We start from the raw sequence: 24,049 nt of genomic DNA, 5'->3' as shown, positions 1-24,049 counted from the left end.
TATTTCTACTGCCCGATGATAGCAAAGTCTTTCGGTCCAATATAAAAAGTGATATGGGCTGCCAGACCACCAGCAATACCAGCTACAAAAGCCCCCATAAAAAAGGCTAATAATTTATAGTAGCGGGTATCAATACCAGAAACTTCTGCGGCATGTTCATCCGCTTTAATTGCAGCAAATGCTCTGCCTAACCGGGAAGTACTAAGACGCAAGGCAAAAAAGATCAAGAACCCTAAAATCAGAGCCAAAATAAGAATCACAGCGATACTGCCTAATTGCCGTACACTAATTCCGCCAATACCACCTGCTAACCCAAAAGCAGCAATCCCTTTACTGAGCATTACACCCATAGAAGGAATTGACGAAAGCCCTAAAGCACCATTGGTAATCTTAAGATTGAGAATAATCACCCTAACTACTTCGCCAAACCCGAGAGTCGCGATTGCCAGATAGATGCCTCGCAATCGAGTGGTGGGAATACCGATGATCGCTGCCAATAGACAAGCCGCGGCGCCGCCTAAAGGAACCGCAGCATATAAAGGAACTCCAGCTTTTAAAGTAAGAAGAGCCGAGGTATAAGCTCCTACGCTCATAAAGCCGGCATTGCCCAAGGATAATTGTCCTGTAGACAACGTTAGATAAATACTAATGCCTAAAATGGCATTTATGATGATAAAGGTTATGAGTTGCATGTAATACGGATTTAATAAAAATTCCATGCCTACCGTCCTCCTTGCTGCTCTTTGCTGCCAAAAATCCCCTGAGGACGCAAAAATAACAGTAAAATAATGAAACCAAAAGCTACAGCATCACGATACGATGACACCCCATAAGCTACACTGAATATTTCAGCGATGCCTAAGAGCAATCCGCCAAGCATTGCTCCGGTAATATTGCCTAAGCCACCCAAAATAAGTACTGCTAACCCTTTGAATCCCATAGTAATTCCCATGGTTGGTTCGATTGCATTAAAGGCCAGTCCAACAAGTACCCCAGCTCCCCCTCCCAGGGCCGATGCCAGCATAACCGTTAGCACGATTACTTTTTGTGTATCCACACCTAACAGATTAGCCGTTTCAATATTTTCAGCTGTAGCACGAATGGATTTGCCCAAGCGTGTTTTCGCCAACCAGAAACGCAGCGCAACCATTAACCCAAATGAAATGGCCAAGATAATAATCTGCACCGCTGAAATTTTAAGTCCGCCCACCTCAAATAGTTGTGTAGCATAAATGGATGGAAAGGATTGCGCTTGTGGTCCAAACAGTCGAAGTGCCAAACTCTCTAGAAAAATGGATACCCCAATCGTACTAATCAAAGGTGCTAATTCAGAAACCTTACGACGGCGCAGCGGCCTCAGTGCCAGACGCTCCATAAGATACCCGAGCACTGCTCCTGCTACCATAGCCCCTAACAAGGCACTAAAGATACTCATATTGAATTTAGTAGCCAAAATCAAACCAATGAAGGCACCAAACATGAATATTTCACCATGGGCCATATTAACAATATTTAATACACCAAAAATCAGGGTGTAGCCTAACGCAATCAATGCATAGGTACTGCCTAAGGTGATGCCGTTAATCATCTGCTGTAAAAACAAGTTTAATTCCCCCAGTCTTAACCTTACTCGACATCCTTATTTTAGTTCTGTGAACTGACCGTCTTTTACAACGAGAACCGTAACATCCATCGCCGGATTGCGTTTCTCATCAAAGGCAAACTTACCAGTTACACCCGAATAATCCTTGACCGTAGCCAATGCATCACGAAGTTTCTGTCGATCTGTAACTGAACCTGTTTTTTCGATTGCAATTGCCATAATTTGCAGTGCATCATAAGCCTGAGCTGCGAATTGGTCAGGTTCTTTACTGTATTTTGCCTTGTAAGCAGCTATGAAGCTTTTAACCTTAGCATCATCTTTTCCCGGAAACCAGGGACTAGCTACAATGGCTCCATCGGCTGCATTACCAGCTGATTTAATCAACTGCGGCGAGTTAAAGCCGTTATTACCAACAACGGGAACAGTGAGTCCAATTTCCCGTGCTTTTTTAAGAATCAACGCAGCCTCCTGATACAATCCAGCAACCATAATGGCATCGGGATTCAGTGTGGCAATCTTGGTCAACTGAGCGGAAAAATCAGTATTTTTATCAGCGAAAGTTTCCACTGCAATTACTTCTACGCCAATTTCCTTTAAGGTCTTTTCAAATATTTTAAACCCTGATACCGCCAAATCATTGTTATCCGAATACATAATCGCTACTTTTTTCAAATTGAATTTTTCTTTAGCCTTTTTTACAGACTGTGGTATAGCAGCCGAATCAGGCAAAGAATTGCGGAAGACATAATCGCCGATCTCAGTAATTCCTTCTACTGTCAATGATGTTCCCATAATGGGTACTCCTTCTTGATTGACGATTGGTCCAACAGCAAACATTTCACCACTTAATGTGGGGCCAATGAGTGACAATACATTATCTTTGTGAATCAGTTTGTTAACAGCATTAATCGCTTCATTTTTCTCACCTTTAGAATCTTCAAAAATAAGTTCAAGCTTTACTTTTCCCTGGGCATTGACCTCATCTCTAGCCAGTTCTAATCCTTGACGGATTGACTCGCCGTAAGCCGCACCAGCCCCAGTCAGATAGGAAACCACTCCAATTTTAGCCGTACTGCCATCTGAGGCTGCCCCTTTATTCCCAGACTTTTCACTGCCGCACCCTAGGACCATAACCGCTAAAACCATTAGAAAAAGACTTACTATACCCTTCTTTTTTATACTCTTTGTTACCATACGACTCTCCACCTTTTTTATTTCTTTTTTGTAATCTTTTTGCAAAAAACAAAAAGCCCCTATCAGCGCTTTTATTAGCGTTGATAGGGGCGACGATACGCGGTACCACCCTACATTGGACTCATTGCATCTGATTATAATCAGACTTCCGATTAACGCTCGGCGGCGCTTTTGCTTAACAATACGGAAGCAACTGCAACAGTATTTATTTCGGCAAAAGAGTTCCTAGGCGAGATGACACTCACAATTTCGCTCTGGCTCACACCACCCGCCAGTTCTCTGTAGCGTTTTCTCCGCTGTGTCGCTCCTAGTCATTACTTTTTGTTATAAAGTTTTCCTATAAAAAGATCAATGATGCACATCCTATGCTACCTTTTCAAAGTAGCATTCCATATTTCAAAACGCACACCATAATTCTTTTTTGTAATAGTGTATTCATTATCACAGGACATTGATCTTTTGTCAAGGACTTTTATGATATAAAATATAGACGGTATTTAATAATAAAACATTTTGAACCGCAAAGACGCGAAGATTATAAAGAACACGAAGGATATGAAATAGCCATAATATCCTTCGTGTTCTTCGCATTTCTTTCGCGATCTTTGTGGTTCATCGCTTTTTTTATAACATTATATTTTCTTAAGTTACGAACGAATTATTTCACATAATTCGTTAGTTTACCAATGTTTTCCACTTCTACCGTTACCACGTCACCGGATTTCATCGGACAAGTGCCAGAAGGAGATCCCAATGCCAAAACATCGCCAGGTTCTAGGGTCATGATCTTTGAAACCCAGCTGATCAAAAATGGAATACTCAAGGACATTTCACTTGTGTTTCCGTCCTGTACCACTTTTCCATTTAAGGTTGTAACAATTCTCAAATGGGTCGGATCAATGCCAGTTACCACCCATGGACCAATAGGTCCAAAAGTATCAAAACCTTTTCCCCGTGTAAACTGCGGGTCTGTTTTAGTCAAATCTCTTGCCGTTACATCATTAAACACGGTATAACCAAAAACGTAGCTTAACGCCTCTTCTTCCGGAATGTTTCTACCGCTCTTACCAATTACTAAGGCAACTTCGCCTTCAAGCTCAACCTTGTTCGTTAAATCAATTGGCGGCAAGCATATGGTTTCTTTGTCTGCAATTAGCGCAGATTGCGGTTTTAAGAAAAGAAAAGGTTCTTTTAAATTCGCAGTACCACCCGTTTCTTTAGCATGTCCGGCAAATGTCCAGCCAAAATTGACTACCTTTGATGGCTCTACAGGAATTAGAATTTTTACATCTCCAAGTGCGACTTCCGTCCCCTCATAGGAACATGTACCAGCAGCGATTTCTGCAAATTCATTGGCTAATTGAAAGATAGTTTCTCCCTCAATAACGCCATAATGTATGTTTCCATCGCTATCTTGATAGCGAACAATTCTCTTTGACTCTGTTGCTGTATTCTCTTCAGCAATCGTTCCTTCTGCTGTGCCAACGCAAGAAGCAGCTAAATGCTCTCCTGCTAAAATTCCCTCGTGATATTCTTTTTCCATTATAAATCTCTCCTCATTCTGTGCAAGAACACTTTATATAGTACCTTATCAGCCCTAAATCAGTGAATACTGACGGTCTATTTTCCGCACCCCTTCGTTGTCGTCGGTCGGCATACTCCCGGTATGCTTCCCTCCTCCGCCTTGTGCTGAGAAAAATAGCCTCGCCATTATCCTACCGTTTTAAAGCTGACAAGGTACTAGTTTCTGCACTTTTAGTATAGTACGATCCTAAATATAATGAAAATATCAATTAATCATGGTATGATAACTATAAGTTATTGACGGGGTGGAATAAAAAATGGATATAAGAGAATTAGAATATTTTGTTACTGTTTCTGAACTAAAGAATTTCACAGCTGCTGCTCATAAATTGCACATATCTCAGCCTGCTATTTCTAAAGCCATTCATAAGTTAGAGGAAGAACTGGGATTCCAGCTGTTAGACCGAACCCAGAAAAAAGTACTCCTAACAGAAGAAGGAGTCGTATTTCTTGGCTTGGCAGAAGATATTTTGGCAAGAATGGCTGCTGCCCAGAACACCATGATTGAATATAAGAATTTGACGAGAGGTACCTTCCGGATTGCAGTACCACCATTATTAGGAGCGTATGTGTTTCCTCAGTTATTTGCAGATTTTAAGAAAAACTATCCCTCTCTTGAGATGTCTGTTATCGAAGACGGATCTTCAACAGCTGTTGATTTAGTACGACAAGAAGACGTACATGTAGGTCTTGTCATCTTACCGCCCACATTAACCGATCTACATTCCCACTTAATTACTTCACAAGAAATCGTAGTTTGCCTTCCTACTGATCATCCCTTAAGCCGCCACCCCTTTTTGACCTTTGAGCAACTAAAAGATGAACCCATTATACTCTACAATGAAGGTTTTGTACTGCGAAGAATCATTTTGGATGAATATGCAAAATACGGTTTAGTTCCTAGGGTCGCACTCTCAACAAACCAGTTTCAGACCATAAAAGCATTAGTGGCAAAAGGAGTGGGAATCTCCTTTTTACCGAAAAATTCAATAAAAGTCGTAAACCATGTCACAAAAATCCCTCTTCATCCCCACCTGTTCCTCGAAATGGGTCTTATTTGGAAACCAAATAAAATTTTACCTCTGGCTTGCAAAGCCTTTATCGATTTTGTAAATGAATTCGAATATGTGAAATAAGTTGACGCATCCTTTTTTTAACCGCAGAGGCGCAGAGAACACAGAGAAGGAATAACGAATTAACCACAAAGACGCAAAGGACACAAAGGGTTCTATTTATAACTTATTTTGTGTACTCCTTTGTGTGCCGCATCAGCGGCATTGCGCCTTTGTGGTTCAATTTTTTTACATAAAACTTATACAGCTTAAAAATGAAATAATCGCAAATCCAACGATAAGAATGCCTGATATGCGATTAACCCATATCAATCTCTGGTAATTGAATGTATGTCGCAGCAACTGAACCGTTCCACTTAACATAAACCACCATAAGCAAGATCCTAAGAATACTCCTGCTACCAATAAACAAGAGGAAAAGAAATCGTCTTTTGCATCAACAATCCCAAAACCTGCAAAAACAGCACTAAAAGACAATATGGTCATCGGATTCGTAATGGTCAGGAAAAACGTGGTAAGATAGGCTCTTATCCATCCGTCTTGATAAACTTCCTCCTTTATTGGAGCAGGTTTGGCAATAAAAGTACTATACCCAAGATAAAACAAAAAACCACTGCCTACAATACGAAAATATAGGCTATTATCTACAAATAAATTCGTAATTATGGTAAGTCCAAAGGCTGCTATACTTCCATAAAAAGCATCTGCAGTTGCCGCTCCTAAACCTGCAGCCAACCCATTACGCATCCCTTGGGTTAATGTTCGACGAATACACAAAATTCCAATAGGCCCCACCGGAGCGGCGATAGAAAATCCCAGTAATAGGCCCTTGATCAGCCACATCGAATCCAGCATCTACAAACGACTTCCTCTCTGATTTTATTGGAGTGAACTTTTGCCTAACTCCAGTCTTCTCTATATAGGCAATATAGGATTTTCTTTCACTGTAGATAAAATGACCGTAGTACGTGTTTTAGCAACACCTGGAATGGATTTGATATTTTCACTCACTATCCGTTCTAAATCGCGTGTCCCTTTACACCGTACTTTCAACACATAATCCTCGTCTCCAGCAATATGGTGACATTCTTGTATTTCCTTCGTATCTTGCACAAATTCCAGAAATCCTTTTCGATGTACAGGCTCGTCAAGATAGATAGCAATATACGCAGCTAAGCCATAGCCAACTGCTTCAGGGTCTATTAGCGCATAATATCCTTTGATAATACCACGCTCCTCTAACTTATGTACGCGCTCAGCTGCCGCTGGCGCTGATAAACCTAAGAGAGCTCCCAATTCCGCCCAAGTGGTGCGGGCTTTTTCCATCAGCTGCTTTAATACTTTCGAATCAATTGAATCAATCACATTATACCTCCGTTTAGTATCTTTTATAGTAATTATAGTTAATATTCATAACAAATACAATATTTTTTGGATATTTATCTAAATTTAAACAAACAAAAACGAGCTACGTAGATAATCCTACACAGCTCGTTTCACCTTAATTCACTGTCTCAAAGATTTGCCATCAGAATTGCTCCTTTTTGCAGGTTATTCTTGATAAAATACCTCTTGTAAGTTCACGACGATTGGAGAATTATCCGGATTGGTCTCCATCACATCTTTCATATAGTCCCACCATTTTTGACAGATCTGGGTCTGGGCACTTTTATTCCATCTTTCTTCATCTTCAATCTCCAAATAGGCAAACAGGGTATTGCTGGTAGGATCAAGATGGATAGAATAATGATGTGCACCATGTTCTTTAAGCATCTGCACCATTTCCGGCCATATTTCATCATGCCTTCTTTTATACTCTGCGTGACAATTGGCAAACACCTTCATAAGGCATGCTTTACGAATCATCTATATCCCATCCTTTTAGAAATTAAAAGTATCTACATTCTCCTTAGTAAAATCTAAAGGCTCTCCCATAATAATTTCTTTATTATCGGCTTTATAAGCAACTTTACCTACAGTAGGGACCTCCATGCCATCAGTGGGAGTTTTCCCGTCAAGAAGCTGCTTGGCCATATACATACTCAAATAACCAAGTTTACCAACGTCCCATAAAGTGGCACTTTGGGCTGCGCCGCTCTTTAGATATTGTCTCATTCCATTTGGTGTAGCCAAACCAACCAGCTTGATTTTTCCAATTACGTTTAATTGTTCAATCGCCTGTGCAGCACCGGGTTCAGCAACGGTAGATAAGGCAGCAATTCCCTTTAAATTAGGGTAAGCCTTCACTAAATTCTGCGTTTGTGCAAATGCCTTTTGCTGATCTTCTTCACTTGGTGCAATGGTTACAAGAGTAATATTAGGATATTTAGCAGCTTGCTGCTCTTTCATCCACTTAATCCAGACATTTTGATTCGAGGCAGTTAAGGATGCAGTTAAGATCGCATATTCACCACTGCCGCCGATTTCTTTAGCTACATTGTCCATAATGTGACGACCAAGTATTTCAGGAGTCGTTTGATTAATAAATAAATCACGAGCGTCAGGTGTAGAGTCAGCATCATAGGTCATTACTTTAATTCCGGCTGCCTTTGCTTTCTTAAGAGCTGGAGCAACGGATTGGGCATCGTTCGCAGCAACGATCAAGACATCAACTTTTTTGTTAATTAAGTCTTGAATGATATTTACCTGTTGTGCAGCATCTGCAGAAGTTGGGCCTGTATAGAGAAATTCAAAACCAAATTCAGCTGCTACCTTCTTAGCACCTTCTGCACAAGTATCAAAATAAGGACTGCCAATTACTTTAGGAACCATTGCGACTACTTTCTTGCCCGTTTTCACTCCGCTATCTGCTTTTGGAGCATTACTGCTGCTGCTACCGCATCCCGTCGACAGCAATGCAATAAACATAAAAACCAATAACATTGTAACTGTCTTTTTAGCTTTCATTCCAAGTCACCTCATTATTATATTTTTGAAGTACCCGATACTGGTTCCGAATCAGGCTCTACCTACAATTCCTCCTTTCGTTTTGGTGTACACCTATGAGCCTTGCTGTTAAACCGGGTACTTCCACGACCAGCATTAGTTGAAATTCAATTTTATAAAAATGGCAATTTTCCTTTTGATAATCGACATGTTGTTAATGAGCAGCACCACAATCAAAGCCAAACCCATCAATAAGTTTTGGGCAAAAGGACTTACCCCAATCAGATTTAATCCATTGGCCAACACTGCAAAGACACTGACACCAATTACCGTGCCAAAAATTGTACCGGAACCCCCAGCAATATTAGTTCCTCCTAGGACTGTAGCTGCAATACTTTGCATTACATATACGGCCCCCAGATCTGCTCTGGCAGTAGAAACCCGGGAGGAGATAATCCAACCAGAAATAGCCGCCATGATACCTGCAAAAATATATACATACAGTAGTACTTTATCAACTTGCACCCCAGAAAATACAGCAGCAACGGAATTATTGCCTACTGCATATACTCTTCTCCCCCAAGGTGTCTTGGATAATAAAAGAGAGGTCAAGATTGCCAGCACCAGAAAGATTACGGTTTGCACTGGTACATTGCCAAACAAGTAACCCTGGCCTACAAAATAAAATTCCTCAGGCAAGTCAGAAATCGCGTTCCCTTTACTTAGCACCAATGCGATACCATTGAAGAATGTCATTGTTCCCAAGGTTACCAGAATCGGCGGTACGCCAATTTTCGCGATCAATACCCCATTAAATGCGCCGCATAATGCTCCTGCCAAGATTCCTAGCAGAATCGCTGCAACAAGGCTGCCAGACCAGCCATAACTCATGGCAATCACAATGGTAGTCAAACCAGCAATGGACCCGACAGAAAGGTCAATACCAGAAGTAATAATAATAACCGTGACGCCCAATGCTAAAATCCCAAATTCTGACATTTGCTGGGTAACAGATAAAAGATTGTCAATTGTTAAAAATGAAGGTGATAATAAGCTCATAATGATAATCAAACCGATGAAAAACAGCAGCAGAATCAATTCGTGAGACCGCTTTATCCCAATCATATGCTACCACCTGCCTTTACTTCTTCGGCGACATAGATTACTTTTTTGCGCTCTTCTTTTTTACGGTTATTCACAACATCTAGAGTTACAGCCGTAATTAAAATCAATCCAACCACTACATTCTGCCAGTAAGGCTCTATACGCATCAAAATAATACCGTTCTGCAATACACCAAGAATCAGCACACCAATCAGGCTGCCCAGCAAACTGCCGCTTCCGCCCAGAACATTTGCACCACCGATAACGACAGCGGAAATAACCATTAATTCAAAGGATGTCCCTGCATTCGGATCAATGGTTGCTAATTGAGCACCATATAAGATGCTGGCAATTCCCGTTAATGCACCCATATTGGCAAAGACAAACATAGTTACCATTCCTGTATTGATACCCACCCGTGATGCGATGGCGGGATTGCCTCCTAAGGCATAGATACTCCGCCCCAGGCGAGTATGCTGCGCAATAAAATAGGTTACCCCAATCACCAATAACAAAATGATAATGGGAATGGGAATTCCCATTACGGAAGTGTTATACAGGCTTGTGTACCAGGCAGGCAATGCAGTAACCCATTTTCCATTTGTATACAATAGCAAACTTCCGCGGAAAATATTCATGGTACCTAAGGTAACGACGATGGCAGGTATCTCAGCACCGGCAATCAATATACCATTTAAAAGCCCTAATACAATTCCACTGACAATTCCCACAGCCAGAACAGTAAGGATATTAGAACTAGGAATTAAGGCTACCAAACCAACAAATATGGCTGCGAAGCCCAATTGAGAGCCAACGGATACGTCAATACCGGACGTAACAATCACTAAGGTCATACCCATAGCCATAATAGCTAAAATAATATTATTCATAACGATACTGAGTAAATTCGACGGAGTCAGAAATGTAGGGGTTATAAGTGATATACATAAACTGATAACCATGAGCATCATAAACATGACAAACTCACGTTTTTTAAACAAATCATTCATCGTGCATCCTCCTTTTCTCATAGGGTTACCCTTTATGCACCCAAGGCTTTTGCTAAAATGGCTTCTTGGGTTGCAAGATTTTTATCGATAACGCTAACGATACTGCCTTGTCGCATGATGAGTATTTTATCACTCACTGCTAATATTTCAGGCAGCTCCGAGGAAATGACGATTACACCGATGCCGTTATTAGCTAATTGCCGCAGCACTTTATGGATTTCAATTTTTGCCCCTATATCTACACCGCTTGTGGGCTCATCCGTAATTAAAATCTTGGGGTTTGTAACCAGCCATTTTGCTAGAACTACTTTTTGCTGATTGCCGCCGCTTAACTGCCCACAATTTGTCCAGGTCTTTAGGCCTGACATCTAGTTTTTCAATATATTCCCGAGCAAGCTGTCTCTCTTTTGTTACATCCACACACTTATAGGAATTACAAAGGCTGTTTAAAATGGATAACGTGATGTTCTGGCAGACACTGCTTTTACCAACGAGTCCTTCCAGTTGTCTATTTTCCGGCACATAGCCAATACCGTATTGGACAGCGTCATTGGAAGATGCAATGGTAACAGCGCTGCCATTCAAAATGATCTCACCAGAATCCGGCTTATTGAGACCAAAGATTGCCTTTGCCAATTCGCTGCGTCCTGAACCAACCAGCCCTGTGATCCCAATAATTTCACCTTTCCTTAATGTAAAGGAAATATCACGAAAATTTCCTTTTTTACTCAGATGATTCACCTTTAAAACTTCTTCATCCCAGATTTTTTCAGCATTCATGGAGATATATTCTACATCCCTGCCAACCATTAACCGTATTAATTCTGGGCGATCCACATCCTGTATATCATGAGCAGCAATAAATTTACCATCTCTTAATATGGTTACCCGGGTAGCAACATGATAGATTTCGTCAAATTTATGACTGATAAACAAGACAGCAATGTTGTTCTTACGCAAATTGTCAATAATCTGATATAGATTCTCCACTTCCCCTGATGACAAGGTGGATGTAGGTTCGTCCATAATAATTAAGCTGGCGTTGAAACTAATCGCTCTGGCAATGGCAACAATTTGCTGAGAAGCCAAATTCAAATCTTTTAGCATCATGTAAGGATCAATCGCTGCCCCTACTTTTGCAATGGCAGATTCAGCCAATTGCTGAATCTGAGACCAATTTAGCTTTCTTTTCCACACTTCATCATTGCCAATGCAGATGTTCTCGGCAACCGTTAAATTAGGAAACAAACTAATATCTTGATAAATAACAGAAATTCCCTTGCGAATAGCATCCATCGGATTTCGTATGATGACTTTTTCATTATTAATATAGATCTCGGCACCATCATCTGGAAAATGAACACCAGACAGCACCTTAATTAAGGTGGATTTCCCCGCTCCATTCTCACCTACAAGCGCATGAACTTCACCACGCTTAATATCTAAAGATACATCATCTAACGCCTTAATGCCGCCAAATGTTTTGCTGACATGCTTTAATTGAACGATATAATCTGAGGTCAACCTGCTCTCCTCCAATCTCAATTGATTAAGAGTACTTACCGAATATCTAATACTCCAGCTACTGGTTTCACGCCAAATTCTTTTGCTAAATCAATTAATTTCTGATCAGTAAGACTTTGCTGCACTCCGCCTTGATGAGAGCTAATTAACATATAGATTTGCGCTGCTTTTTCAACCGTTTCAATCAAACCAAAGGTTTCATCTATGGTTGTACCTGCACCGAAAATTCCATGCTGTGGCCAGATTACTAAACGAAAATCTTTCATTTTTTGAGCTGTACTCTTGCCAATTTCGTTGGTCCCTGGAACAATCCATGGGATGACCCCTATGCCATCGGGAAAAACCACTAAGCATTCGGTACACATTTGCCATAGGGTTTTCGTGAATTTCTTTTCGTCAAGATCATGTACAAAGGTCATCGCCAATACATTGGTTGCATGGGTATGCATAATAATACGGTGATTTTCATCTTTCTTCAAACGTTCAATATGACTCATAAAATGTGCTGCTAACTCACTCGTCGGCAAACTGCCGTCTTTATAACCCCATAGGATTTCAATTCCATTTCCATCGCTCTCAACTCGAATCACGCCCAAATTTTCCTCTGGATTCATTACTACATTCTTAAAATATTTTCCCGTCCCCGTCACAATAAAGTATTTCCCCGCCAATTCTGGAACGGGAAAAGGCAAAACAACACTGCGTTCTATATCCAGCACATTTATGTATTGTTTTACGATATCTTCCTGAAGCAGATAACTAATATTCCCGCCATTGCGTTCGCCCCATCCCATTTCCCACAGGTTCCGGGTAACTTCCATCATCTCTCTTACAAAAGGGATCTCATGCTCAATCATGAAACTCATATCCATTCCTCCCATTACTCTTTTACGCGCATCAATTACCGTTTCTGCAATACCTCTGCCTCATATTGTTTCACTTCTGTGAGCCAGGCTTCTCGTACTGGAACATGATTTTGTTGACAATAGTAATCCCAAATCGCACCAAATGGATAGGATTTTAGTTCTTCTAAAATTGCCAGGCGAGTCGTAAAATCAGCTGTTACTTCTGCCTTTTTCAGCCTATCTGTCGGCTCCAGCATGGCACGAAGCAGCGCCTTAATCATATTACGCGCGCCAATGACCCATGCAGCAATGCGATTGATACTGGCATCAAAGTAGTCTAATCCAATATGTACTTTACCCAATAAATGATTGCGTACCAATTCTTTGGCGATTTCTTGCAATTCATCATCCATAATGACAACATGATCACTATCCCAGCGTACAGGACGGCTCACATGCAATAAAATCTCCGTATCAAATAATGCTATCGCTGAAAGTTTATTCGAAATGGTTTCCGTCGGATGGAAATGTCCTGCATCCAAACAAATGGCTTTATTATTTTTAAGAGCATAACTCATGCAGAATTCATGAGAACCAACTACGTAACTTTCGGATCCGATACCGAAAAGTTTACTTTCTACTGCATCCACATTAAATTGAGAATCTATTTTTTCTGCAAATACTTCATCAAGGGCTTCTTTCATCCGTTTTCTAGGTGCCATACGATCAATGGGCACATCCTTGAAACCATCGGGAAACCAAAAATTAGTGACACAGGTCTGCTGCAGTTCTTTGCCGAAATATTCTGCTATTTTGCGCGATACCTTGCAGTGTTTGATCCAGAACTCCTGAATCTCAGGATTGGGGTGACTAATACTAAATCCATCTTGAAATTTAGGATGAGAAAAACAAGTTGGATTAAAGTCCAGACCCAGTCCCTGCTTTTTTGCCCATTCTACCCAAGTCTGAAAATGTCTCGGCTCTAATTGATCTAAATCTACCTTTTCTTTTGTATCTGCATAAATAGCATGTAAATTAACTTTATGCTTTCCTGGAATCATGGAAAGAGCTTTTTCTAAATCGCAGCGAAGCTCCTGAGGAGTGCGAGCGGCTCCTGGATAGTTACCCGTCACGGAAATGCCTCCGGATAATTCTTCATTTCTTAAGAATCCGTGAACATCATCTCCCTGCCAGCAATGTATGGAAATTTTCACTTGGCTTAATTTTTCTAGTACTTTGTCTACATCAATTCCCAGTTCGTTATAAAGGGCTTTTGCAGCTTGATACTGATTTTGTACTTCAGTACTCATTTTGACTTCCTCCTATTTTGCATAATATGTAACTATTTTCTCTGCCTTTTATCCGCCTAAGGTGCCAGAGGTTAGCTGCGTAAACTGCTCATCGATTTCGTCAAGCTGATGAATGGGAGCAGGCTGATAGGTTTTAATTGGAAAAGACTCCCTAATCACTTTTCGCGCTTCTGCCAGATTCGCGAGTTCACCACAACTAATCATTTGCACAATAATATTGCCAAGGGCAGTCGATTCAATGGGACCTGCAATAACGGGAATTTCTGCAACATCAGCTGTGAGTTGGCAAAGCAGTTCATTTTGTACCCCGCCACCAACTACATGCAGAGAATGAATCGGATATTCATTCAGCAAAGTAAGTTCTTTTAGCGTCTTGCGATACATTAATGCGAGACTGTCAAAAATGCATCGTGCAAGTTCTCCCGCTGTTTGTGGCACCAATTGTCCCGATTTTTGGCAATAACGCTGCACTTCGGTCACCATATTTTCAGGTTTTAGAAAACACTCGTCATTACAATCAATTAGAAATTGGAAGGGCTTTATTTTCTTCGCTTCCGTAACAAGGTCTGCAAAAGAATACTCCTTTTCAAGCTGACGACGGACTTCTTGAATGAGCCAAAGCCCCATAATATTCTTTAGAAAACGATAGGTGCCATAAGCGCCCCACTCATTTGTATAATTCATATTATAGGATTGTTCATTCGCTATAGGAGACTTATTTTCCACACCCATCAATGACCAAGTCCCGCTGCAAAGATAAGCAAAGTTTTTCTCCGTACCTGGGACCCCAAGAACAGCAGAAGCAGTGTCATGAGTTGCTACACAAATGAATTCACATTGGGGTATATCGTATTTTTTCCTGATGGATTCCTTAATGGGTCCCAAGGATTCTCCAGGTTCCGTCAGAGTTTCAAACTGCTCGCGTTTCACACCAATCAACTGTAGCAACTCTTCATCATAATCTTTTGTTTCCAGATTTAACAATTGCGTGGTAGAAGCATTGGTTTTTTCACTAATTAACTTACTTGATAAACGATAATATAAATAATCTGGCACCAATAGTATTTTATGTGCTTTCGCCAACTCTTTTTTATCATGCACATACAACTGGAATAAAGTATTGAAACTTAAAAACTGGATTCCTATCTTTTTGTAAATGTCTTTTAAAGATTTTTGTTTTTTCACATTTTGAATGGCCGATTGAGTCCGCTCATCACGATAAGCATAGATTTCCTGAATTCGATTACTAGCCACATCGATCAATGCATAATCCACGCCCCAGGTATCAATACCTAAGGTGCATTCATTAATGCCTTCCTTTTTTGCTGCTTCCAGGCCATTGATCATTTCTGCTATTAATTTTTCAATATTCCAAAAATAATTGTCATTCCGCTCTTCAATTCCATTAGGAAAGCGATAAATTTCCTTCAAAAAAATCTTTCCATTCTCATAGGTCCCTACTACTAAGCGCCCACTTGAGGCTCCGATGTCCACTGCAATATGCTTTTTCATCAGCACCATCCTTTAATTTGCGGCATGGGCTCATTCCCTTGCCTTAGTGGGATCAGTCGCTCAAAATGCATTGCAGAATTATTATGTGAATATGGCCATAATGAGCTGCAAAGGTTTATCCTTCGATAACGGAATTATGGAATCAAATGAACCAGAAAGCGAATTTAAAAGAAGAATGATCAAACAAGCCGAAATGGTCATTTTACTTGTTGACCATACGAAATTCAATAAAACCGGTTTTATAAAGTTATTTGACTTTAGTGATATTGACTATATTGTTACTGACCAAGAACCAGATCCTAATTGGCTGGAACTTTTTAATACACATAATGTCAAGGTCATTTATTAAATTATAAAGACCAGCACCCTGCCGGTGCTGGTCTTTATAATTTAAAGATCGGCCTTGACCTGAACAATTTTTAGAAGATGTATCGCTGTCCTAAGCATCATACGTACCTCTGCTGAATCAAGTGATACATTCAATATGTTTTCTATCCTTTGCTTTCTATTTTGAATGGTTTTATAATGAAAAAACGTCTGTTTGCCAACTTCCTTCAAGCTAAGCCCCGACAAAATCTTCTCCAATGTATCAACTAATTCAGTTTGATTTCTCTGATCATATTCAAGTAAAGGTCCTAATGTTTTCTTAACAAATACCTCAGATTCATCTGAATCAGCAAAAGGAATTAAGACTTGATAAGCACCACAATCGTCAAAATGATACACCTTATGCTGATTCCAAATCCTCTTACCAATGCGCACTGCTGATTGGGCATGCTTAAATCGAAGGGCGACGTGTGTTAACGAATCAAAATAGTCGGCTATACCAATATGAGCTTGTAAGCCAGGAAAAGATAATGCTACAAGGTCAATGTAGGATTCTGCCAATTGTATCTCTTTTGTTTTATGGTAAGAAGAATCACACATAGCACTCAATATGCCAATACCTTCAGGCACTTCCCAGGCAATCGTAGCCTCTTGATTCGTAAGCTGATCAATCAGCACATCCATATTTTTTTGTCTCTGCTCCAATGCATTGACTTCACTAAGAAAACTGCCACTATCATCAATACTCAGAAAATATAACGAAAAATGATTAGGAAGCTGAATTCCTAATCGATAAGCATGATTGTAAACATCCGACTCAATTTCGATATCACCATTTAAAAGTTTCGTAAAGAAATCATTTTTTAACCTTCGCTCATAGGATTGCTGCAAATCATTTTCCACCAGTTTTCTTTGGGTAATATTTCTGATTACACAAAGAAATCCCATATTCTGCCCCTCTTCATCCTTAGCGGTACTCATTAAAGATTCCAGCCAAATGATTTCTCCATCTTTACGCTGCTGCTCTACTTCCATAAGCACAGAGGGATCTCCCCCATCTTGCCCAGCCATCTTGCCTAATTGTATACCAATAAAAGGCAGTACTTGCTCCGTTAAAGATAGTTCAATAAAGTCCGCTGCCGTATAGCCTAATAATCTCTCAATGGATGGACTGCAGTAGATAACCTTCATATCATCATCCATAAGTACGATCATGTCGTCCATATTCTTAGCGATGAGTCGATACTTTTGCTCACTTTCCTTAAGCTGCGCCTCACGCTTCTTTAATTCGGACATATATTTTTTTTCGTTTTCTTCTGCTTGTTTTAACCGTTGTATCATAATGTTAAAGGATGCAGAAAAATCCCCCATAAAATCAATACGCTGATTAAAATCGCCTGAAGCAATCATACTCGTCTGCCAAGTTAAATGCCGTGCAGGATCTAAAACGCTTCGTTACCTCGATTAGCAAACAATCACCACTCTCATGGCCTAAGGTATCATTGATCAATTTAAAATTATCCAGGTCTAAGTAACAGACAGCCACAATTTTCTTATCTCGCTTACTCTGGGCGATAGCCTGGTTAAGACGGTCATATAATAAACGTCGATTGGGAAGACCTGTTAACGTATCAAAAAAGGCAAGACATTCTAGCTCCGCCTTGTGTCGTTTCAAGTCAATGATCAACTTGGCCACCCATGCCACTAATATACTAAAGATCAGCCCCTGCATCATCTTTAGATACAGTCCATAGGGATCACCCCAGCCATTAGTGGGAGCTACAAACTAAGTATCCACATTATGTTAGACACCTTCACAATTCTTTCTACAGGTTCCCCTGCTAAAGCATCTGTAGATCCAGCAATAACCTCTTTTTGCCCTGTATCTGGATGGACACGCCACAATTCATAGGCAAAGCCTTGCATTTCCAGTTGGGAAAGGTGAGCAGATTCAAGTATCTCAGGAAAACGAAGTACCACGTTAACAAATCCCCAAAAATATGAATTGCCCATTTCATCCTTAAGATACTGGCAAACGCCCTACCCCGCCAAAGGGACCTTGAAGCATTTTGAAAGGTCCCGCGAAGGTTAGCTGTCCGCTATCACGAGCCAAAATTGCTTCGACAGACCGCGTTTCGTCGTTTATCAGATCGTGCCCTATGGCTTTTTCATTGCCAGAAAGAGGTTCGATTTGCTGCACAACTCCCCCAGGAGCCAACTGCAGTGAGTCTACCCCAGGATACAACAACAGCATTTGGCTTGCTACATCATGAAAATGGGGAATCGTGCCCTTTCCCTGACGAACCAACGCTGCTAATGCATAGGTAATGGCAAAACTGCTCTCGTTGGCGTGTCTAATTGCATCTGCATAGCCACTTGCTATCTCATAGGCACGCACTCTGGAAATTTTAAGACGATCTTGCTCCAGCTGCCAAATGATCCAGGTCGCAAAAGCAGCGGCCAGGAAAAAGACTATGACCGCGATGACCAGGGGACTGGACAATATATAATTTCTGCGTAAAGGAGTTGTAGTATCATAATAAAATTCTTTCATTTTCTCCTCCTTCACCTACTTTGCAAATATTCATTTATTATATTGTATAGCTGCTTGATACTTTGCATCAAATCCTGCTTCTTACTGGATATTACATCTGTCTGCATAAAAGGAAACATCGCTCCATTCTCCTTTTTTGTAAGACAGCAGCAAGGCAATCTAAAGAATACTATTTCCTCTTGTCTAAAGCCCATACTTAAATATAGTCTTCTCTCTATAACAATATAACACTATGTAATTATTATCCATTATCCACCGGATAATAATGATCTAACAAAAAGCGTTTTAACTATCCCCTATAGACATTCCTCGACACAAAACATCTTTTTGCAACGACCAGTTTCCTATAAAACGAAAAAGGAACCACAGAGGCGCAGAGAACACAGAGAAAGATGGAGAAGATAAAAATGCTCTCTCACTGTTCTCTGCGTACTCTGTGTTCTCTGCGGTTCAACGTTCCCCCTAAAACTTATAAATCCTAATACTCCCAAAACATTCTTTGTATCTCCACGGGATCATTGGTGGTAAGCAAAGCCAGCATAAGAAGTATTCTGGCTTTTTGCGGACTTAAGGTATCGGATACGACAAAATGATATTCATCATCATGTATCGCTCCATTGCGGGTCACAATGCCGCTGCTTACACGGGTACTCCTAACAATAACAACACCTTGTTTTTCAATATTGATGAGTCCTTCTCTTATGCTGTGGGACATATTCCCATTGCCTAATCCGGCATAAACAATCCCTTTTGCCCCAGCTTTTACTGCGGCTTCTGCTATGATCGGACTACTATCAACATAACCGTAAATAATTTCAACTTTAGGCAGATCAGTAATTCCTCTACAATCAAATTCTGAGCATATTGTATGCCTCCGTGCTGGAAGCCGATAAAAATAAGGAATTCCACCCTGTATATAACCTAGATATCCCAAATCCGGAGCTTGAAAACTATCCTGCAGCATTGTATTTGTTTTGGTAACTTCGCGGCTGCAATTCATCGTATCATTTAGAGCAACCAGCACGCCTTTGCCAATGGATTTATCATTGGCTGCAAGAGTAACTGCATTATAAAGATTCATTGGACCATCAGCACTCATGGCAGTAACAGGCCGCATAGCACCAACCAGCACTACTGGTTTTTGGCTTTGTACTACCAAATTTAAAAAATAAGCTGTTTCCTCCAGCGTATCAGTGCCATGAGTAATAACGATTCCATCCACTTCATTGAATGCTAAAAGTTCATTAACACGTGCTGCTAATTGCAGCCATATATCATAAGTCATATCGCAGCTGTCAATTTGCGATAGCTGCTCTCCAGTAACATGAGCAGTCCTATGTATTTCTGGAATTTCTTGAATCAGACTATTTATAGATAGGATTGCCGAAGTATAATGCAATGTTTCCGCTGCAGAGGAAGCCTTACCAGCGATGGTACCTCCTGTACCGATAATTACAATATTTTTTTTCATGGTTCTTCTCCCTTGCAAATATTTTTACAATTAAAATCAATGATCCCTAGTCTATTTAGGAGATGGATGTTAGACCTTGGAATTGATCAGCTGCTTACTGACTTAGTTAAAGGAGTATCGCTGGATCTCGCTTTAGCACTCATGGCTACTTTATAGAGTAAGGTACAAAGCAGCAGATAGACAAAAACGCCCAGGTAGGTAGCCGCAGGTGTTTCTACCCACACTTCCAGAAAATAATCAAATCCCATTATACGCAATACGGCACTAATAAGACTGCCGATAGCACCACCTGCTATGAAACCGGAGGCAATCGTTTCCCCTTTGTTTAGACGCAAAGCATTTAGAAGTTCGTTTTTGCTGCTATGAGAGACAAAGTGGGAAATCAGACCGCCAACTAAAAGTGGTAAATTAATTTCCATCGGCAGATAAGCACCAAGAGCAAAAGCCAATGGCGGAACTTTAACCATCCAGAGAATGACAGCAAAGAAGCCTCCTGCCAAATAGAGCGGCCAGTGAGCCGAGCCGCCTTCCATTAAGGGTTTGACAATAACCGCCATAGCGTTGGCTTGAGGTGCTGGTAAAGCACCTTGCCCGACAAAGCCATAGGCCTGGTTGAGCAATATAAGAACTCCTATAGACAAAACAGCTGCCAGCGTAGCAGAAACCAATTGCCACTGCTGCATTTTACGCGGGGTTGCTCCCAGTAGGTGAGCCACCTTAAGCTCTGACATGAAGTTCCCCGCTACACCCAAAGCAGTGCAAAGGAAAGCCGACATCATCAAAATTGCTGTAATACCTACATCGCCATGCATTCCAGTACTACCCAAAATTAGCGCAGAGACGATAATCATGAAAATAGTCATACCAGAAACCGGCTCAGTGCCAGTAAAAGCGATCGAGCTTATGCCAACCACAGAGAATAAGAAGGAGAAAACTACAACAATCACCAGTGCTAGCACTGTTTGCAGGATACTTTGGGAGAAAAAGGTATGGAAAAACATTGTGAATAGCAGAATGACAAGAACGATGCCGCTCACAATAAGGGGCATGGGAATATCTTTTTGGGTGCGCTGTAAGGCTTGTTGTGTTTCGCTATTTCTTTTAAGCAAACCGCTCACAACGGTTTTTGCCACATTGCCTACAACGTTAGACATGGATAAAAGTCCGATAATGCCCGCCATGGCCAGCATGCCAATGCCAATGTGGCGTACATACTCACGAAATACCGCACTGATGGGAGCATTAGCCAGCAAGATGTCTTGGCCTTTGACTAGCATGTGATGGTCGCCTGCCAAGAAATAAATGACTGGAATACAGACAAACCAAGAAAAGAATGAACCAGCAGTGATGATTGCGGCATATCTTAGCCCAGTGAAAAAGCCAATCCCCAGCAGTGCCGATTCGTTGTCTAAACTGAAGGTCAGTTTGGCTTTATCTGCTAACTGCTGCCCCCAGCTAAAAGCGGTGCTAGAAATCACTTCCTGCCACCATCCAAGGCTGCTGAGGATAAAATCATAAATGAGAGCAATTGCGCCACTGAATAACATGAGTTTAGCTTTACTGCCTTCTCCAGAGGTTAAAACTTCTGCCGCTGCCCGTCCAGCTGGGAAGGGATAGGCATGATGCATTTCTTCACAAAAATAGCGGCGGAATATAGCAGCAATCAAAACGCCAAGTAGACCGCCAAGGATAATTGGTACAGCCATTTGAAAGTAGCTGAGACTGTTATTTCCTAGGATGTAAAAGGCCGGTAGAATAAACATGGCACCTCCCAAACCATTCGTACCAGCGCTAGCGATGGCTTGAATATGGACGTTTTCCGGGAAGGCATTTTTACGTTTAAGCATGACCGCCATGCCCATGGCCATTACTGACACAGGAGCAAAGGCATCTACCGTTTGCCCGATCTTCAGGCACAGATAACCAACTGCTAGGGCAAAAATAGCGGCATAGAATAACCCCCAAAAGACAACATATGAATTAATTTCCTGATACTCTTTATCAGGGGACATAGGTGTTCCCATTGGAGTAACGTTGCTTTTCTGTTCAGACATAATACGCCTCCTTGATAAATTTGCAGTTACTTTTCTAAGTACTTCATTCTTAAGTCAGCTTTACATGTACTACTTTCTCTCCTCCTCCTTGTCATAGCAATAAGACTACACCTTAAACTCCTATTTTCTATAAATACAAATTAGCGCGGTTAACTTGGGAATTGCTAGGATGTAACTGGAGCGAACGCCCAGCCTTCTTTACGAATGCCTTATGTCCACGCTTAACGCTTACTCTAACTGCAAAGATTGTGCCAAAAAAAGTCTTCGTGCTACATTTACAATTAATATGTGTAAAAGTTGTTATCCAGAAGCCTTACATTCTAATATTTAAAAAAAATATAAAAAAAATTCACCAGAAACCACCAGCGAAGCAATCGCTTTTTTGTGTCAACTCGGCATTACCCATCTAAATCTTATCTCCTACGATCCGAAACAGGAGTATCCTGCTATCAATATTGCAATCACCCTAGGAGAAGCCAACACCGTTCCACCCCACATCAAAAAGTGATCGACGTAGGCCATCGCTATATCGATATCTCTACATTTCTATCCATATTAAATTATTTCAATTTGGATACGCAAGAGACCAGCAAGCGCCTTATCAAATACTCCGATACCATTGTCACAGTGGATATCGGCATTAAGAGCCATTATAAAGAACTTTTTATGAAAAATACGCAGCTTGATACGGTTGTCAACCTTTCTCATGATGCAATCTTACTTACCGACAAAGATAATTTTATTTTACTGTACAATAAGAAATTCAGCCAAATATTTGATATCACCGATAATATAATCGGGAAAAATTTTTCTCATGTTCTACCTAATAGATCTCTCCAAAATTCAGATCAGAGTATCATTGATGAATTAATACAATTCAAAGACCGATCTTTATTAGTAAGCAGCAGTAAAATTGAATATTTTGGTGAACCTGCTGGGACTTATTACAATTTTCAGGAAGTAACCTATATACGCCACTTAGAAAAGAGCTTATCAAAGAAGTTACGCGACAATGGCCTGGTGACTCGTTATACCTTTGCAAATATCCAAACAAAATCACCTAGAATGAAAGACTGCATCAATTTTGCTAAGCAGCTCTCACCCACAAATCATACTGTACTGATTACAGGAGAAAGCGGAACAGGCAAATAATTGATCGCCCATTCCATCCATGCAGCTTCTCCTCGCTCCATGTATCCTTTCATAGCCATTAACTGCTATCTACCCATTGTGATAAAGAAAAAGTCTATCTGGTACTTTCCATCCTCTCTGGCTGCCCTTCAGGGGCAGGGAGGAAATGATTGAAGCAAAATGTGCTGATTCTGTAATGAATATTACAGAAAGTGAAATTAGACGATTCTTATCGATATTCGGTGAGATGGATCTAGTTGATTCACAAGTTGGCAGACGGGGCAGCTGCCTGACTGCAAAAGGTCAGCAATTTGTTACTTGGCTGAAAGGAAACTCCATCTTATCATAACCTTTCCCTGCCCATCAAAGCCAGGTCTTGCAATAATTTTACTTTTGTGCATCAATTATTTTCATAAACTCTGCCATGAAGCTTCCCAGTCCAAACATATTAAAAAATACAAACCTTCGCAGCATTTCAATTGTGATAGCAAAAATTACGCTGGCTCCTACAGCCATCCCCAACCCTCGTGCAATCCCTGCCAGAAAATTATTTATAATGATTTTCTTGGGTTTTTCTAACATTTCTAAATACTCAGCAATGCGCATGGCTTCTAAATGATGTACCAATTTTTGTAATGTAATAGCACAAGATTCTGCCCGATTCACCAGATCCATCTTTTCGATCTCTGGACTTACTAAAGGCACATTCCCTTTCTTCAATTCCATGTCTTTCCCCCCTTACCATCCATCGTATCTATTTATATTACATTTATTATAAATTCAATCCTATAAAATTCATACTGATTTCTCTTTAAAATGTACCCTATAGAGTAGACACTAAAAAAAGTCTACCCTATAGGGTATTTT

General features: G+C 40.6%; 25 protein-coding genes and 1 pseudogene. 4 read left to right on the top strand and 22 right to left on the bottom strand.

From position 1 onward, the window contains the following. Positions 1-5: 5 nt before the first annotated feature. The 4 genes from LMF89_RS17470 to LMF89_RS17455 form a co-directional block, all read right to left on the bottom strand. Positions 6-719, bottom strand: coding sequence for a branched-chain amino acid ABC transporter permease (locus LMF89_RS17470; protein ID WP_229536184.1), 714 nt, complete (start codon positions 717-719; stop codon positions 6-8). A gap of 2 nt (positions 720-721) precedes the next feature. Further along, on the bottom strand, positions 722-1,603 hold the full coding sequence (locus tag LMF89_RS17465) for a branched-chain amino acid ABC transporter permease (RefSeq protein WP_229536183.1): 882 nt from the start codon (positions 1,601-1,603) through the stop codon (positions 722-724). 36 nt (positions 1,604-1,639) lie between these two features. Then, positions 1,640-2,797, bottom strand: coding sequence for an ABC transporter substrate-binding protein (locus LMF89_RS17460; RefSeq protein WP_229536182.1), 1,158 nt, complete (start codon positions 2,795-2,797; stop codon positions 1,640-1,642). A gap of 658 nt (positions 2,798-3,455) precedes the next feature. Then, entirely contained in the window at positions 3,456-4,340 is an 885-nt protein-coding gene (locus LMF89_RS17455) for a fumarylacetoacetate hydrolase family protein (RefSeq protein ID WP_229536181.1), read from the bottom strand. A gap of 298 nt (positions 4,341-4,638) precedes the next feature. On the opposite strand from LMF89_RS17455, the gene LMF89_RS17450 reads away from it, so the two are divergent. After that, positions 4,639-5,517: a LysR family transcriptional regulator gene (locus tag LMF89_RS17450; protein ID WP_229536180.1), complete on the top strand. Its 879-nt coding sequence runs from the start codon at positions 4,639-4,641 to the stop codon at positions 5,515-5,517. Between the two features lie 165 nt (positions 5,518-5,682). Here the strand turns inward: LMF89_RS17450 and LMF89_RS17445 are convergent, their stop codons facing one another. The 11 genes from LMF89_RS17445 to rhaB all read right to left on the bottom strand — a co-directional run bounded on the left by LMF89_RS17445 (position 5,683) and on the right by rhaB (position 15,645). After that, entirely contained in the window at positions 5,683-6,309 is a 627-nt protein-coding gene (locus LMF89_RS17445; protein WP_229536179.1) for a LysE family translocator, read from the bottom strand. A gap of 60 nt (positions 6,310-6,369) precedes the next feature. Continuing rightward, positions 6,370-6,819 (bottom strand): Lrp/AsnC family transcriptional regulator, encoded by a 450-nt coding sequence (locus tag LMF89_RS26310; RefSeq protein ID WP_229536178.1) that lies wholly within the window; start codon positions 6,817-6,819, stop codon positions 6,370-6,372. A gap of 186 nt (positions 6,820-7,005) precedes the next feature. Beyond that, entirely contained in the window at positions 7,006-7,320 is a 315-nt protein-coding gene (rhaM, locus tag LMF89_RS17435; RefSeq protein ID WP_229536177.1) for an L-rhamnose mutarotase, read from the bottom strand. Positions 7,321-7,335: 15 nt separating this feature from the next. After that, complete coding sequence (locus tag LMF89_RS17430) at positions 7,336-8,361, bottom strand: autoinducer 2 ABC transporter substrate-binding protein (RefSeq protein WP_229536176.1); 1,026 nt, start codon at positions 8,359-8,361, stop codon at positions 7,336-7,338. Between the two features lie 135 nt (positions 8,362-8,496). Then, complete coding sequence (locus LMF89_RS17425) at positions 8,497-9,465, bottom strand: ABC transporter permease (protein ID WP_229536175.1); 969 nt, start codon at positions 9,463-9,465, stop codon at positions 8,497-8,499. Next, positions 9,462-10,454 (bottom strand): ABC transporter permease, encoded by a 993-nt coding sequence (locus LMF89_RS17420; protein ID WP_229536174.1) that lies wholly within the window; start codon positions 10,452-10,454, stop codon positions 9,462-9,464. Before LMF89_RS17420 ends, LMF89_RS17425 begins: the two co-directional genes overlap by 4 nt. Before the next feature lie 32 nt (positions 10,455-10,486). After that, positions 10,487-10,822: an ATP-binding cassette domain-containing protein gene (locus LMF89_RS25890; RefSeq protein ID WP_255711489.1), complete on the bottom strand. Its 336-nt coding sequence runs from the start codon at positions 10,820-10,822 to the stop codon at positions 10,487-10,489. Next, complete coding sequence (locus LMF89_RS17410; protein WP_229536172.1) at positions 10,710-11,978, bottom strand: sugar ABC transporter ATP-binding protein; 1,269 nt, start codon at positions 11,976-11,978, stop codon at positions 10,710-10,712. Before LMF89_RS17410 ends, LMF89_RS25890 begins: the two co-directional genes overlap by 113 nt. 35 nt (positions 11,979-12,013) lie before the next feature. Continuing rightward, complete coding sequence (rhaD, locus tag LMF89_RS17405) at positions 12,014-12,844, bottom strand: rhamnulose-1-phosphate aldolase (RefSeq protein ID WP_229536171.1); 831 nt, start codon at positions 12,842-12,844, stop codon at positions 12,014-12,016. Positions 12,845-12,879: 35 nt separating this feature from the next. After that, positions 12,880-14,133, bottom strand: a complete 1,254-nt coding sequence (gene rhaA / locus LMF89_RS17400) for an L-rhamnose isomerase (RefSeq protein ID WP_229536170.1) — start codon at positions 14,131-14,133, stop codon at positions 12,880-12,882. Positions 14,134-14,181: 48 nt separating this feature from the next. Next, positions 14,182-15,645 (bottom strand): rhamnulokinase, encoded by a 1,464-nt coding sequence (gene rhaB, locus LMF89_RS17395; RefSeq protein ID WP_229536169.1) that lies wholly within the window; start codon positions 15,643-15,645, stop codon positions 14,182-14,184. Between the two features lie 43 nt (positions 15,646-15,688). Between rhaB and LMF89_RS17390 the strand changes: the two are divergent. Continuing rightward, positions 15,689-15,994 (top strand): annotated as a pseudogene (locus tag LMF89_RS17390) (DeoR/GlpR family DNA-binding transcription regulator); the annotation flags it as partial. 41 nt (positions 15,995-16,035) lie between these two features. Here LMF89_RS17390 and LMF89_RS17385 read toward each other — a convergent pair. The 6 genes from LMF89_RS17385 to LMF89_RS17360 form a co-directional block, all read right to left on the bottom strand. Next, positions 16,036-17,382 carry a PAS domain S-box protein gene (locus tag LMF89_RS17385; RefSeq protein ID WP_229536168.1) on the bottom strand — a complete coding sequence of 449 codons (1,347 nt, stop codon included), beginning with the start codon at positions 17,380-17,382 and terminating at the stop codon, positions 16,036-16,038. Beyond that, on the bottom strand, positions 17,360-17,659 hold the full coding sequence (locus LMF89_RS17380) for a diguanylate cyclase domain-containing protein (protein WP_229536167.1): 300 nt from the start codon (positions 17,657-17,659) through the stop codon (positions 17,360-17,362). The genes LMF89_RS17385 and LMF89_RS17380 overlap by 23 nt, the downstream gene beginning before the upstream one ends. A 92-nt stretch (positions 17,660-17,751) precedes the next feature. Further along, on the bottom strand, positions 17,752-17,952 hold the full coding sequence (locus tag LMF89_RS17375) for a hypothetical protein (RefSeq protein WP_229536166.1): 201 nt from the start codon (positions 17,950-17,952) through the stop codon (positions 17,752-17,754). A 40-nt stretch (positions 17,953-17,992) separates the two neighbouring features. Next, on the bottom strand, positions 17,993-18,526 hold the full coding sequence (locus LMF89_RS17370; RefSeq protein WP_229536165.1) for a CHASE domain-containing protein: 534 nt from the start codon (positions 18,524-18,526) through the stop codon (positions 17,993-17,995). Positions 18,527-19,004: 478 nt separating this feature from the next. After that, complete coding sequence (locus LMF89_RS17365; RefSeq protein WP_229536164.1) at positions 19,005-19,997, bottom strand: asparaginase; 993 nt, start codon at positions 19,995-19,997, stop codon at positions 19,005-19,007. A gap of 86 nt (positions 19,998-20,083) precedes the next feature. Then, positions 20,084-22,051 carry an OPT family oligopeptide transporter gene (locus tag LMF89_RS17360; RefSeq protein ID WP_229536163.1) on the bottom strand — a complete coding sequence of 656 codons (1,968 nt, stop codon included), beginning with the start codon at positions 22,049-22,051 and terminating at the stop codon, positions 20,084-20,086. A gap of 666 nt (positions 22,052-22,717) precedes the next feature. On the opposite strand from LMF89_RS17360, the gene LMF89_RS17355 reads away from it, so the two are divergent. Then, the gene (locus LMF89_RS17355) at positions 22,718-23,203 is read left to right on the top strand and encodes a sigma 54-interacting transcriptional regulator (RefSeq protein ID WP_229536162.1); all 486 of its coding nucleotides are present in this window, start codon (positions 22,718-22,720) and stop codon (positions 23,201-23,203) included. A gap of 145 nt (positions 23,204-23,348) precedes the next feature. Beyond that, entirely contained in the window at positions 23,349-23,531 is a 183-nt protein-coding gene (locus LMF89_RS17350) for a hypothetical protein (protein ID WP_229536161.1), read from the top strand. 38 nt (positions 23,532-23,569) lie between these two features. On the opposite strand, the gene LMF89_RS17345 is transcribed toward LMF89_RS17350, so the two are convergent. Continuing rightward, positions 23,570-23,908 carry a DUF5665 domain-containing protein gene (locus LMF89_RS17345; RefSeq protein WP_229536160.1) on the bottom strand — a complete coding sequence of 113 codons (339 nt, stop codon included), beginning with the start codon at positions 23,906-23,908 and terminating at the stop codon, positions 23,570-23,572. Positions 23,909-24,049: the final 141 nt, after the last annotated feature.

The organism is Pelosinus baikalensis, assembly GCF_020819555.1.
GTDB lineage: Bacteria > Bacillota > Negativicutes > DSM-13327 > DSM-13327 > Pelosinus > Pelosinus baikalensis.
The sequence above is the reverse complement of the archived record's forward strand: the minus strand, read 5'-3'. Positions and strand labels throughout refer to the sequence as shown.